Annotated in this window: 11 protein-coding genes and 1 riboswitch; of the genes, 3 read left to right on the top strand and 8 right to left on the bottom strand. The window is 27.4% G+C overall.

Annotation, left to right across the window (positions count from 1 at the left end):
* Positions 1–321: 321 nt before the first annotated feature.
* Entirely contained in the window at positions 322–1515 is a 1194-nt protein-coding gene (megL, locus tag ABCP60_RS01740) for a methionine gamma-lyase (RefSeq protein WP_092926715.1), read from the top strand.
* Positions 1516–1577: 62 nt separating this feature from the next.
* Here megL and ABCP60_RS01735 read toward each other — a convergent pair whose 3' ends face one another.
* Positions 1578–2492 carry a DNA-processing protein DprA gene (locus tag ABCP60_RS01735; RefSeq protein ID WP_166505062.1) on the bottom strand — a complete coding sequence of 305 codons (915 nt, stop codon included), beginning with the start codon at positions 2490–2492 and terminating at the stop codon, positions 1578–1580.
* A gap of 283 nt (positions 2493–2775) precedes the next feature.
* Here ABCP60_RS01735 and nhaC point away from each other — a divergent pair, with 283 nt between their 5' ends.
* Complete coding sequence (gene nhaC, locus ABCP60_RS01730) at positions 2776–4182, top strand: Na+/H+ antiporter NhaC (protein ID WP_092926719.1); 1407 nt, start codon at positions 2776–2778, stop codon at positions 4180–4182.
* 35 nt (positions 4183–4217) lie between these two features.
* On the opposite strand, the gene ABCP60_RS01725 is transcribed toward nhaC, so the two are convergent.
* The 6 genes from ABCP60_RS01725 to thiD all read right to left on the bottom strand — a co-directional run bounded on the left by ABCP60_RS01725 (position 4218) and on the right by thiD (position 9554).
* Positions 4218–5873: a PAS domain-containing sensor histidine kinase gene (locus ABCP60_RS01725; protein ID WP_343101077.1), complete on the bottom strand. Its 1656-nt coding sequence runs from the start codon at positions 5871–5873 to the stop codon at positions 4218–4220.
* 134 nt (positions 5874–6007) lie between these two features.
* A complete protein-coding gene (thiE, locus tag ABCP60_RS01720) occupies positions 6008–6622 on the bottom strand; it encodes a thiamine phosphate synthase (protein WP_092926723.1) in 615 nt (204 codons plus the stop codon).
* Positions 6623–6651: 29 nt separating this feature from the next.
* Positions 6652–7275: an energy-coupled thiamine transporter ThiT gene (thiT, locus tag ABCP60_RS01715; RefSeq protein ID WP_343101076.1), complete on the bottom strand. Its 624-nt coding sequence runs from the start codon at positions 7273–7275 to the stop codon at positions 6652–6654.
* Positions 7263–7946 (bottom strand): thiaminase II, encoded by a 684-nt coding sequence (tenA, locus tag ABCP60_RS01710; protein WP_343101075.1) that lies wholly within the window; start codon positions 7944–7946, stop codon positions 7263–7265. Before tenA ends, thiT begins: the two co-directional genes overlap by 13 nt.
* Positions 7946–8731: a hydroxyethylthiazole kinase gene (gene thiM / locus ABCP60_RS01705; protein WP_195236924.1), complete on the bottom strand. Its 786-nt coding sequence runs from the start codon at positions 8729–8731 to the stop codon at positions 7946–7948. The genes tenA and thiM overlap by 1 nt, the downstream gene beginning before the upstream one ends.
* A gap of 16 nt (positions 8732–8747) precedes the next feature.
* Positions 8748–9554 (bottom strand): bifunctional hydroxymethylpyrimidine kinase/phosphomethylpyrimidine kinase, encoded by an 807-nt coding sequence (thiD, locus tag ABCP60_RS01700; protein WP_092926731.1) that lies wholly within the window; start codon positions 9552–9554, stop codon positions 8748–8750.
* Positions 9555–9704: 150 nt separating this feature from the next.
* Positions 9705–9801, bottom strand: a riboswitch (TPP riboswitch).
* Positions 9802–10157: 356 nt separating this feature from the next.
* Between thiD and ABCP60_RS01695 the strand changes: the two genes are divergently transcribed.
* Positions 10158–11270 (top strand): DEAD/DEAH box helicase, encoded by a 1113-nt coding sequence (locus tag ABCP60_RS01695; RefSeq protein ID WP_195580921.1) that lies wholly within the window; start codon positions 10158–10160, stop codon positions 11268–11270.
* 302 nt (positions 11271–11572) lie between these two features.
* On the opposite strand, the gene ABCP60_RS01690 is transcribed toward ABCP60_RS01695, so the two are convergent.
* A complete protein-coding gene (locus ABCP60_RS01690; RefSeq protein ID WP_166505056.1) occupies positions 11573–13723 on the bottom strand; it encodes a YhgE/Pip domain-containing protein in 2151 nt (716 codons plus the stop codon).
* Between the last annotated feature and the right edge of the window lie 16 nt (positions 13724–13739).

The following is a 13739-nucleotide window of genomic DNA, read 5'->3' as shown; positions in this document are numbered from 1 at the left end:
TCCCCCGTTCTGTCTTTTATTGTCTATAATTGTTCTACATTTAATTATATAGCACTTATTTGTAAAAAACCACATGATAAAATTTACAATTTTGTATCCAACTATTTTATACTAATGGTTTTTAATTTATCAAATAATGGTATCTAATTTCTTTAATTTTCATTATATCTAAATATTTTAAATTATAGAAATCTTACTATTTTATTCCATATTGTTTACAAAAATTTTTTTTAGTGTTATATTGATGTTGAAAACTTAACAAAACGTTTTCAAGAAAATTGTAAGACACTACTATTTAATCAAATTTAGGAGGGAATTACTATGGAAAACTTAAGAGGGAAAAAATTTGCTACAAAAGCTATTCACGGAGGACATCATAAAGATCCAGTATCTGGTGCTTTAACTACACCAATATTCCAAACATCAACTTTTGTATTTGATAGTGCTGAACAAGGTGGTAGAAGATTTGCTCTTGAAGAAGGTGGATACATATATTCTAGATTAGGAAATCCTACAAATTCTCAATTAGAAGAGAAAATGGCTTTACTTGAAAATGGAGAAGCTTGTATGTCAACAGCTTCTGGAATAGGTGCTATAAGTTCTGCTCTTTGGACTGCTTTAAAAGCAGGAGATCATGTTGTTGCTTCAAAAACATTATACGGTTGTACATTTGCATTACTAAATCATGGTATAAGTAGATATGGTGTAGATGTAACTTTCGTAGATGCATCTAATATAGATGAAGTTAAATCTGCTATGAGAGAAAATACTAGAGTTGTTTATTTAGAAACTCCAGCAAATCCAGATTTAAAGATAATGGATATTGAAACTATATCTAATATTGCACATGAAGTTGAAAATTGTATAGTCATAGTAGATAATACATTCTGTACTCCATACATACAAAGACCTCTAGAATTAGGTGCAGATGTAGTTGTTCATTCAGCTACTAAATACTTAAACGGTCACGGAGATGTTATAGCTGGTTTTGTAGTTGGTAAACAAGACTTTATAAATCAAGTAAGATTATTTGGAGTTAAAGATATGACTGGTGCTGTTTTAAGCCCTTTCGATGCTTATTTAATACTTAGAGGTATGAAAACTTTACAAATTAGAATGGATAGACATACTCAAAATGCTATGAAAGTTGCAGAATTTTTAGAAACTCATGAAAATGTTATAAAAGTAAATTATCCAGGACTTAAAAGCTTCCCTCAATATGAACTAGCTAAAAAACAAATGGATATGCCTGGTGGTATGATAGCCTTTGAAGTTAAGGGTGGATTAGAAGCAGGTAAGAAATTATTAAATTCTTTAGAATTATGCACTCTTGCTGTTAGTTTAGGGGACTGTGAAACATTAATTCAACATCCAGCTTCAATGACTCATTCTCCATATACTCCAGAAGAAAGAGCTGCAGCAGGAATTTCAGATGGATTAATTAGAATATCTGTTGGATTAGAGGATTGTGATGATATAATAGCAGATTTAAAACAAGGTCTTGATAGACTATAGTAATTTTTCTTTAATATAACTAGAGAGGTAAACGCCCTCTCTAGTTTTTATTTAGATAACTTTTATAATTTAAATACTAGTTGCTTACCATTATCTATATAATTTTTATTACCATTTTCTATTTTTTCTTTAAGCTTATTTATATCACATTCATCATTTATAACTATACAATTTTTATTATCTATAATCTCTACATTTCGCTTAATATTTATACAAGATAAAATCCTATTTTGATTTATGCAAAAATTAATGGTATGATTTGTACCAGAATTTTCATTTGTCTCACATACTATTAAAGCATTGCTTAATCCACTTTGAAGTCTATTCCTTCTTATAAAATTGCTTTTATGTATATTACTTCCTAATGGATATTCGCTTACTAAGCACCCTTTATTATCTACTATATCATTTGCTAACTTTACATTACTTTTAGGATATATATTATCTAAAGGACATGGTAAAACCGCTACTGTACTTCCAAATGCATCTAAGCAACCTTTATGTGCTTGTTCATCACAACCTTTAGCTAGTCCACTTATAATACTATATCCATCTTTCCCTAGTAAATAGGCCATATTGTAAGATGACTTTAGCCCTTTTACACTAGCTTTTCTACTTCCTATTATAGCTATTGATTTATTATTTGTCATAGCACTATAATTTCCTTTATAAAAAAGTAATAATGGTCTATCATTTATGTGTCTTAACTTTTCAGGATAGCTACTTTCTAGTATGCTTACAATTTTTATATTTTGTTTTATACAAGATTCTTTAATTTTATATGTTTTATTAATAGCTATTTTTATATCATCTAACGTATATATTCGTTTTGTTTTACCTTTCAAATTTGCCTCTTCCAGTAAATGTAAAATCTCTTTTTCATTATGTTTTGTACTTTTGCTAATATGTAGTATGTATTCTATTGTTTTATTTCCTATGTATTTTAAATTAAGCAACGTAAGAATTAAATCATTCATATCTTTCTCCTGATTTATCGTTTTAATTAGTTTAACCAATCTAAATAGTAATTTTTGCTTTTCAGCAAATTTTTTTGCATAGTTGCTTATTTTTTTGCAATAATGCGTTTTATATTTTTATAATTTTTTTAATTTTTAGATAATTTTCTAATTAATTACATATATAATACTTTTTTATTTATTATCATATACATCTGGCATATTATTTGCTTTATTTAATTGTAATCATATTTTTATTTACTTCTAGTGAAAATTATAAATTTCTAAGGGGGACTTTTATTTTATGAGTAAAAGAGAAAAAAAGCAAGCTACCTTAGTTGATGCATTAATACCAATTGTATGTTTAGCTTTATTTCTAGGTATATCTATATTTAAATACGGAGCTTCTCCTCATGTTCCTTTAATCGGTGGAGCTATAGTCGCTGGCTTAGTAGCTGTTTACAGACTTGGATTTGAGTGGAGCGAATTAGAGGAAAGCATGTTTTCTTCTATAAAAATGGCCATGCAGGCTATTCTTATCATAATGATAATAGGTGTGCTTATTGGAACTTGGATAATTAGTGGTGTTGTTCCATCTATGATTTATTGGGGATTAAAAATCTTATCTCCAGGAATATTCTTAGCAGCTACTACTATTATCTGTGGTATAGTTTCTTTAGCTACTGGTTCATCATGGAGTACTATGGGAACTGTTGGAGTTGCTCTTTTAGGTATTGGGCAAGGTCTTCAAATTCCAGCACCTATAGTTGCAGGAGCAATAATATCAGGTGCTTATTTTGGAGATAAACTTTCTCCTCTATCAGATACAACAAACTTAGCTCCTGCTATGGCTGGTGCTACTTTATTTGAACATATAAATTATATGCTTTATTCAACTATACCTTCTCTTTTAATATGCCTTGTACTTTACAGTATAATAGGTATGAGATATGGAGGACAAGAATTAGACATGTCTAATATTAATTTAATAAGAGATACTTTGGCTAGTTCATTTAATACTCTATCACCTATATTATTTATACCTCCAATAGTGGTTATTGGTCTGGTAATATTTAAAGTTCCTGCTATACCTGGGCTTATATTTGGTGCTATTTTAGGATTTGTATTTGCTATAGTATTTCAAGGTGCATCAGTTGGAGATATAATAAGTGCAGCTCATACTGGTTTTGTTTCTAATACTGGTGTTGCAGAAGTTGATGAATTATTATCTAAAGGCGGATTAATGAATATGATGAGTACTGTTTCTTTAACAATATCTGCTCTAGCTTTAGGTGGAATACTTGAAAAAACTGGTATGTTAGAGGCTTTAGCTTCAGCTTTACTTAAATTTGCAAAAGGTACATTTGGAGTTGTTTTTTCAACTATGGTTACATGTGTAATGACTAATACAGTAGCTGGTGAACAGTATTTATCTATAGTTATACCTGGAAGAATGTTTAAAGATGAATACGCAAAAAGAGGTCTTCATCCTAAAATGCTATCAAGAGCGCTTGAAGATAGTGGGACTATGAGTTCTGCCTTAGTTCCTTGGAATACATGTGGAGCTTACATCTATGGTACATTAGGAGTTAGTACTTTTGCCTATCTTCCATATGCATTCTTAAACTTAATAAATCCTATTGTTTCACTATTTTTGATAGCAATTAAATTTAAAATAGCTACAATCCCTAAAAAAGAAGTAAATAAATAAAATACTAAAAAATAAAAGCATCCATATGGATGCTTTTATCTATATATATCAGAAAATTCTATATTACACATTTCAATCTTACTATTTTCTGATATAAATTTCTTTATATTTGTTTTGCTTTTTACTAACTTGCTTGGTAAATAAAATTCAAACTTACTACCTTTTCCTACCTCACTTTTTACACTTATATCTCCGCCATGAAGATTTACTAAAGATTTAACTAGTGATAAACCTATTCCACTACCTTCATAACTACTTGCTATATTACTCTTTACCTGTGTAAATCTTTCAAATATACTTTGTAATTTATTACTATCTATACCTTCTCCATTATCACAAACAGATATATACACTCTATCTCCTTTGCTTTCTACATTCACATAAATACATCCATTAATACTTGTATGTTTAATAGAATTAGATAATAAATTTAAAAGTATTCTTTCTATTTTTTCTGGATCAAATGCAAGTATCATTTCCTCACAGTTTGTATCAAATACCAAATCAATTTGTTTATTTTTAGCATAAGGAGTTACAGATAAACTTATCTCTTCTACTACATTTACTATATTATAGTTTCCAAGCTCTAATTCATAATATCCTGCATCTATTTTTGTTATATCTATGATATTATTTACCAATCTTAGTATCCTATATAGGTTTTGCTTAAATAATTTAATATAATTTTCTAAATCTATCTTATCATTAAATTTTATATTTTCTTTTACTATATTAATATCTATTAACTGTATTATTCCAAGCATAATATTAAGCGGTGTCTTAAATTCATGGGATATATTTGCGAAAAATTCATTTTTCATTGACTCTAAATATATATTTTGCTCTAATTTTTGCCTAGCTTCTACATCTTCTTTTTCTTTATCTATATCTCTTACAGAAAATGCTATGATATCTCTTTCTTTTATATATTTTAAGTGCCATCTCAGCCATTTATAGCTATTATATTTACATATCATTTTATTTTCTATTACCTTTACATTTCCATCCTTTAAACTTAAGATATTTAAAAATTCTTCTTTATGATCATCATATATTTTATCTATTATACTAGTTGATGTTAATTCTTCTTCATTAAATCCTGTTATTTTATTACATTCTTTTGTAAAAAGTTTAATGTAAGCATTTCTATCTATAGCTCCTATTACATCTGCAGATATACTTAAGAATACCTCCAAATCCTTTTTTATAAATTCTACTTTTTTTATTTCATCTATAAAGTTAATTATAGTACCTTCTAAATCTATATTTTCTAAGATTTTATATATATCGCTGTCTTTTTTTATTTCATCTAAGATAGCACTCATATCATATATTAATTTCTCTGAATTTTTAAACTCCCTTTTTCTATTGTTATCTATATTAATTACCATATTATCTATATTATTGTCAGTTATATCTCTTACTAATATATATGTACCATTATCTTTCGTTTTAGTTATATTAGTGCTTAATTCAAATTCTCCATTTGATGTATTTAGTTTTATACCTATATCGAAGTAGTTTTTAAACTCTAATTTTTCTATTTTTACTTTACTACTTATATCTATGTTTAAGGAATTAATGTCTTTTTCATTTATATACTCTAATAACTTATTGTTACAAAATATTATATTAAAATCTTTATCTAATATAAATATACTATCACTCAAATTATTAAAAAACTCTTTCATTCTTATCTCCCCCAAATATAACCCTTAATAAGTATTCTACACTTTTAGGCAATTTCCTTGAATTGTATTACCTTTTTAGAGTTTAATTTATAATAAAAAAGAAGATACTTTTAAAAGCATCTTCTTTTTTTATATTATATAACATCCATAAATTTTTTAGTTTGACCATATATATCATCATATTTTAATATCTCTGATACTATTGCATATCCATCTATATTTTCATTTTTTAAAGCAGATATATTAGATAGATTTATACCACCAATACATACTATTGGTATATCTATATTTTCTTTTATACTTCTTAATTCTTCTATACTCACATGTTTTGCATCCAATTTAGTAGTTGTAGTAAACATTGATCCTACACCTATATAATCTGCACCATCATTTTTTGCCTTAAGTGATAATTCTAAATTTTGAGTAGATACCCCAATTATCTTATCATTCCCTATTAAATGTCTAACTTCACTACATGGTATATCACTTTGTCCTATATGAACACCGTCTGCACCTACTAACATTGCTATATCTACTCTATCATTTATTATAAAAATTGCATTATATTTTTTTGTAAGTTCTCTTAATTTATAAGCTTTTTCTAAAAATTCTTTTCCTGATGCTTTTTTCTCTCTTAATTGAACTGTTTTTACGCCTGCTTTTAATGCTTCTTCTATAGACTCATAAAAATCTCTACCTTTTAAAATATCTGAGTCTGTAACTAAATATAATTTTAATTTTTCTCTCATCTTTATCTCCTATATTAATTTTTTAGTATTTATTGGCTAATTGATATATTTAAAACCTTACTAAACCTCTTTATAGGTATAAATAATATTAATATGCTAGTTAATAATCCTTCTACACCTGCACTTGATATATTATATACACATGAATATACTATAGGATTCATTCCTTTAGGTGCATATTGTGCAAAATATAATACTCCTGATATTATATACATTAAAACACTAAGGCTAGTTGCTAATATGCATCCTGCAAATATATTAAATTTTTTATCTCTTCCAAATATTCCTGCTAACCCTAGTACCATCATTGGAAGTATATAATCTAATAAAAACTGAGCTGGATGTATTATTGTTGGTCCACTTATTAACTTTATTAAAGCAAAAACTAAACCTGCAGTTATCCCAACTTCTTTACCGTAAAGTATAGCAAGTAGCATTGTAGGTAACATTGAAAATAAAGTTATTCCCCCGCCTTGAGGATATTTTATAAATTGAATCATAGAAAGTATATAAGACATTGCTGAAAACATACCGATTAGTACTATTTCTTTTGTGCTTAATTTTCTATTTTTCATATCTTTTAGATACAAGCAAAACCATCCTATACTAACGATTAATATAACTATTCCTAATATATTATTTAAACTAGACATAAGTCTCCCTCCTTAGTTTCTTTATAGGCCATATTCCAAAATTCTAATTCATGTAAACTTGATTTTATAAATATTTCTTTTAAGTTTTCTCTTTCTTCATTACTTATATCTCTACATAAATAGTTAACATAATCTAACCACTCCCTTAGATTCTCGTCAAATTTTCCTTCAGAGTACATATCTATCCATTCTTTGTAGTAATTTCCTTCTAATGTCTCTTTGTAATTATCTAGTAGATAGTGTCCTATATAATTATAGCTCCAGTTACAAGGCATTGTAGAGATTACAATTTCTCTTAAATTTCCTTTTAAGGCTATAGCTTGCATATAACTAGTATAATTATCTGTTGTTATTTCATATTTACATGTTTCTGCTATTTTTGGTGGTACTCCTAATTTGTTCATATAACTAACATGTACTGCTGTTTCATATTCTATCGATGCACTTATGGCTCTACTGAAAAAGTTTATTTCCTCTATAGTCTTTGACTTTATTAAGCACATTGCAAATACTTTACCAAATTCTTTAAGGTATAAATAATCTTGTACTAAATAATTTTTAAATTTCTCTTTAGGTAAAGTACCTTCTCCTAGTTCTTTTATAAATGGATGTTCTAAGTATTCTTGCCATATATTTTTAACTTCTTCAAATAAATAATCTGTAAATTTCATTATATAACCTCAACCTTTCCAAATTTATTTAGCTTTTCTTCATCTAGGTCATATATATTATTCATAAGCTCAACTTTGAAGTCTCCTATAGATATATTTTCTTTATCAGCTAGCTGTCCGCATAAACTCATCGTCATTATCCCCATAGAGATAGCCTCTAAAGTTTTATCACTACTCCCAAGATATGATCCCATTAAGCTAGCACACATACACCCTGTACCAGTTATATACTTTAACTTAGGTGTTCCATTATATATTTTAATTATTCTATTTCCATCAGTTACACTATCTACTTTTCCAGTTGCACAAACTACACATTCTAATTTGTTAGCAATCTTTTTTATAGCTTCATCAATATTTTTGTCATCATCAAAAGAGTCAACACCCTTGCCTTTAACATCAAATCCACCTATATATTTAATCTCAGCTACATTTCCTTTTATTGCAGTAAATCTTACTTCATTTAATAATCTTTTTACAAAATTTGCCCTAGTTTTTGTAGCAAATACTCCTACTGGGTCAAGTACAACAGGTTTATTGTACTTATTGGCCATTTTACCTGCTTGTAAAAATAATTCTAAGTTAGAAGATTTCATAGTACCTATATTTATAACCACTGCACTTGCTACCTGAACAATCTCTTCTACTTCTTCATATGAAAAACTCATTAAAGGACTCGCTCCTAGTGCCAATGTTATATTAGCACAATCATTTATAGTTACTTCATTAGTATAATGAAGTACTAATGGATTAATTTCTTTAACTTTATTTATTAAACTATACATATTCTCTACCCCAATACTATATTTTCTTATTTTCTATTTCATAGAAATGATGAACAGGTCCTACTCCACTTCCTATATCAAAACTATATCTTATTGCGTTTGTTATATACTCCTTACTTCTTTTTACGCTTTCACATATATCATATCCTAATGCTAAGTGTGCAGCTATTGCTGAAGATAGTGTACATCCTGTTCCATGCGTATTTTTTCTATATAGCCTTTCACTCTTATATACTTTAAATATATCTTTGCCTATAAGTATATCTACAGCATCACCGTCTAAGTGTCCCCCCTTCATAAGTACAAACTTCGGACCTAATTCTAATATTTTTTGACCTGCTAATTTCATATCCTCAACATTGTCTATTTTAATACCTGTTATTTCTTCTGCTTCTGGTGTATTTGGTGTTATTATGTAGGCCATTGGTATAAGATACTCTATCATACTTTGCTTAGCTTCTGGCTTAAGTAGTGAATATCCACTCTTTGATATCATTACCGGATCAATAACTAGATTTTCTGGTTTGTATTTATCTAGAGTTTTTGCTATTTCTTTTATTATTTCTTCACTAGATACCATACCTATTTTTAAAGATTTTGGACGTATATCATCAAATACAACTTCTATTTGTTTTTTAATTATCTCTTTGCTTAAATCTTCTACCATAAATACACCTTTAGTATTTTGGGCTGTTATAGCTGTTATAACACTCATCCCATAAGTTCCTATTGCACTAAATGTTTTTAAATCAGCTTGTACACCTGCTCCACCAGACGAGTCTGAACCTGCTATTGTCAGTGTAGGTATTTTGTAGTTTTTCATATGATCTTCTCCCTTTTATTTATTAAATATTTAATTTGCTAAAGCTTGTTATCTCCTCAATTAACTTCAATATCATATATTTTTGCAATTAAAAAGCTATACCCCAACATTGGAATATAGCCTTAATTTCTAATTTAATATATAATATAATAATATATTATCAAGCTTTCCTACGCTGGTATTATCCAGATCAGGTACAAGGGTTAACGTTTCGTCTCTCAGCCTTTCGGCACCCCTAGCAAATATTTTATTTTATACTTATAGTATATTTCTATAATCTAAATAAATCAACTTTAATTATAATTTATAAAATCTTCTGTATATTTATAAATACTAACATTTATTTAATACCCATTAATATATAAAACTAACATTAATATTTTATATTAATAAATAATATTATTAGTATTAATTATAACTATATGATATTATTTATTAATACGGAAAATATAAATAAAAAGTTTACTTCGTTTAAGCGATATTCAGGATAACTATTTCTATGTCGCAACGATATAACGTTCACTAATGCTTTAAGCAACGTGTTGGCAAACTATTTCGGTCAAATCCGTTGCTCAAATTATAAAGATATTAAGAGGTAATATAATGAATTTTGAAGAACTTGGAATTAGTAAAGATTTAGTAAATGTACTAAAAAATAGGGGAATTAACTCTCCTACACCTATACAAAAAGAAAGTATTGGATTTATAAAGTCTGGAAAAGATGTTATAGCAGAAGCTCAAACTGGTACGGGAAAAACTCTAGCATTTTTACTTCCTATATTTGAAAATATTAATCCAAACGCTAATTATGTTCAAGCACTTATATTGTCACCAACAAGAGAGCTAGCTATTCAAATAACTGAACAAGCCATTGAACTTTCAAAAGGTAAGAATATAAATGTATTATCAGCTTATGGTGGAAAAGATATAGCAGGTCAATTAAAAAAGTTAAAGGGAAATATACACCTTATAGTAGCTACACCAGGAAGACTTTTAGATCACTTAGATAGAAAAACTGTAAATCTTAGTAAGTTAAAAACTTTTGTACTAGATGAAGCTGACCAAATGTTATTTATGGGATTTAAAAATGAAGTTGAAGCTATATTAAAGGAAGTTCCTAAAAAGCGTCAAACATTGTGTTTCTCCGCTACTATGAACTCACAAGTTAAAAAATTAGCTTATAGATATATGACTGATCCTGTTGTTGTATCTATAGAAAAAGAAGAAATAACACTTGAAAATATAAATCAAGAAGTTGTAGAAACTACAGATAGAAGAAAACAAGATGCACTATGTTCTGTACTTGATAAAGATAATCCTTTTTTAGCTATAATCTTCTGTAGAACCAAAAGAAGAGCAGATGCTTTAGATGAAGCACTTTGTCAAAGAGGGTATAATTGTGCTAAACTTCACAGCGACATCCCTCAATCAAAACGTGAAAGAATTATGAAATCTTTTAGAAATGCAGATATACAATATCTTATAGCTACTGATGTTGCATCTAGAGGTATTGATGTTACTGGTGTTACTCATGTATATAACTATGATATACCAGAAACTTCAGAAGACTACATACATCGTATTGGTAGAACTGGTAGAGCTGGTGAAAAAGGTTATACTTGTCTATTTGTTGCCCCAAAAGATGAAAGATATTTAGAGCAAATTGAAAATGCTATTCAATATACTATCCCAAGAAGAGAAATAGATAATAACTAATAGTAATGTTAATAAAAATACCTAAAGGAATTATTCCTTTAGGTATTTTTATTTTCTATATCAATATTCTCTAATTCTTCTTTAGTCAATATCTTCTTTCTAGATATAAGCATATTGCACTCCATGCAATAATAATTAATAGTACCTCATCCATCTAGTACATCTAATTTAGATTTACAGTATGGGCAATAATAATCCTTGTTCATATTGTCACTTCCTTAATGTTTATTATGATTATTATTTTACTAGTCATGGAAATGCTATTCAATATTTATTTGTTAAATAATTACCATTATTTATAACTATAAACCAGACTCCTTAAACTTATCATTCATAAATTCAGTTATATTATGGAAAGTTTTCTTAAATATGACTAATGATATAAATATTACAAAGAATATTGCTAACATAGATAAATCATAATATACAGCACTCATGCTAGGTCCTGCTATAGCTTCTCTAAATCCATCTATAGCATAAGTAAATGGCCAATATGGTTGTAATATTTCAAATATCTTAGGGTTAGTTTGTATAGGATATATCCCTCCAGAACCTGCTATTTGGAAGACCATAATAACTATAGCTATAGCTTTACCTAAGTTCCCAAATAAAGAAACTAATGTAAATATAATTGTAGTAAATAGTATAGAAGATACTATAGTAAATAAATACATTAAAGGTATACTAACAGGCTTATCAAATATAAATATATTACCTGTTGCAATTATTAAAGACTGTATTAATGATACTGTCATAAATGTAAGCATTTTACCAAAATGTTTTTGAACTAAATTAGTTTTTTCTCCCGCTAATTCTTCACACTCTGTTGTAAGTAGTGATGTAGATAAAAGTGCTCCTACCCATATTGCAAGTACTGAATAAAATGGCATTAAAGCGACTCCAAATATACCTGCCTTATATAACTCTTCTGTCTTAACATTAACAGGTGATGATATAAAAGATGCTATCTCTTTTGAATTTTTATCTAATATTGAAATTAACTTGTCTAAATTTTTATCTGTTAATATCTTAGTTTTTTCTACTAACTTATCTAAATCATCTTCAAACTTATTAAGTTCTTTTGATATATTACCTGCTTGTTTTACAAAAACATCACTACTTGATATTCCATAAGTAGAAAGTGCATCTATTTGAGGTATTATAACATTTATACTTTCTAATATGTTGTTTATATCAGAAGAGCTAGAAATCATAGCATCTCCTACACTATCTAAAACATTAGATACATCAGAAGTAAATATAGTATTTGTTAAATTTAACTTATTGTTAAATGAATTTTCTAATTCTGATAAAGAATTAAGTTGTTCATCTATTTGTTCTTTAGTTCCACCACTTTCAATTACTGATTTTAACTCACTTAATTTATCTTTTTCTGAAGAAAGTATAGTTTTTAAAGTATTAAGTGAATCTATTATATTTTGTGTCTTAGAACTTTCATGTTTGCTATTTATATTTTCAAGATCACTTATAACTTTATCTATCGTATTTTCCATAGTTGATATCAATTTTAATACCGACTCTATCGTATTTTCTACATTTTCAATTGAAGAACCATCATTTATATTTTTTAAATTATCAATTTCATTTTGTAATTTAGTATTTATATTATTTATAGTATTCATATTATTATTCATATTTTCTGATGCATTATTCACACTATCCTTTGTAACTAATACTAAATTTTTACTATTTTTTACTACATCTTGAAGACTATTTATTTCTTTTTTTATCTGAGGAAGATTTCCTTTTGTATTATTTAAATACTTTTTAAGTGTATTTGCATGAGAATTTGCTTCTTTTACATAATTATTTATTTTCTCTAAATTATTATATGTACTATCTAAAGCATTTTTTAATTCTATTATCTGCGGTTTATTGTCTTCTAACTTAACTCCTAATGTTGATAAAAATGAAAAAGCTTCTTTATTTAAAGTATCAACAAAATTAGCTTTTATTTCTTCTACTAACTTATTTTTAGCAACATCTGTTATTTTAGTAGCTATTGCATTAACTTTTTCATTAGCCTTATATATAATATTTGGCTTTTGAGGGTCTTTCGTTGTAAGTGTTGACAAATCTTTAGAAAAATCAGGTGGTATTTCAATTAATGCATAAAATTTTCCTTCATTTAACTGATAATTTCCTTGCCACTCATCTACAAACTGCCACCCTATGTCTTTATTCTTTTTAAGCTCTTTAACTATTTCATCACCTACATTTATAAACTTTCCATCAACGGAAGTTCCCTCATCTTGATTTACTATAGCTACTGGAATATTTCCCGTGTTTGAATAAGGATTCCAGCAAGCCTCTATATTAACCCACGCATATAACGATGGTATCAAACAAAGCCCTCCGATTATTATAAAGGCTGACTTAATAGTTAATATATTTTTTAAATCTCTTAAATAAATTTCAAAAATCTTTTTCATATGTTCACCTCTATAA

Source organism: Romboutsia sp. MSSM.1001216sp_RTP31141st1_G3_RTP31141_220114, from assembly GCF_039031195.1.
In the GTDB taxonomy this organism is placed as follows: Bacteria; Bacillota; Clostridia; order Peptostreptococcales; family Peptostreptococcaceae; genus Romboutsia_C; species Romboutsia_C hominis.
The sequence above is the reverse complement of the archived record's forward strand: the minus strand, read 5'-3'. Positions and strand labels throughout refer to the sequence as shown.

Excerpts from the sequence above, each read along its gene's own strand:
- ABCP60_RS01695 (WP_195580921.1), top strand. The coding sequence starts at position 10,158 with ATGAATTTTGAAGAACTTGGAATTAGTAAAGATTTAGTAAATGTACTA.
- ABCP60_RS01690 (WP_166505056.1), bottom strand. The coding sequence starts at position 13,723 with ATGAAAAAGATTTTTGAAATTTATTTAAGAGATTTAAAAAATATATTA.
- ABCP60_RS01735 (WP_166505062.1), bottom strand. The coding sequence starts at position 2,492 with ATGAATGATTTAATTCTTACGTTGCTTAATTTAAAATACATAGGAAAT.
- thiD (WP_092926731.1), bottom strand. The coding sequence starts at position 9,554 with ATGAAAAACTACAAAATACCTACACTGACAATAGCAGGTTCAGACTCG.
- thiE (WP_092926723.1), bottom strand. The coding sequence starts at position 6,622 with ATGAGAGAAAAATTAAAATTATATTTAGTTACAGACTCAGATATTTTA.
- ABCP60_RS01725 (WP_343101077.1), bottom strand. The coding sequence starts at position 5,873 with ATGAAAGAGTTTTTTAATAATTTGAGTGATAGTATATTTATATTAGAT.
- thiT (WP_343101076.1), bottom strand. The coding sequence starts at position 7,275 with ATGTCTAGTTTAAATAATATATTAGGAATAGTTATATTAATCGTTAGT.
- nhaC (WP_092926719.1), top strand. The coding sequence starts at position 2,776 with ATGAGTAAAAGAGAAAAAAAGCAAGCTACCTTAGTTGATGCATTAATA.
- thiM (WP_195236924.1), bottom strand. The coding sequence starts at position 8,731 with ATGTATAGTTTAATAAATAAAGTTAAAGAAATTAATCCATTAGTACTT.
- megL (WP_092926715.1), top strand. The coding sequence starts at position 322 with ATGGAAAACTTAAGAGGGAAAAAATTTGCTACAAAAGCTATTCACGGA.
- tenA (WP_343101075.1), bottom strand. The coding sequence starts at position 7,946 with ATGAAATTTACAGATTATTTATTTGAAGAAGTTAAAAATATATGGCAA.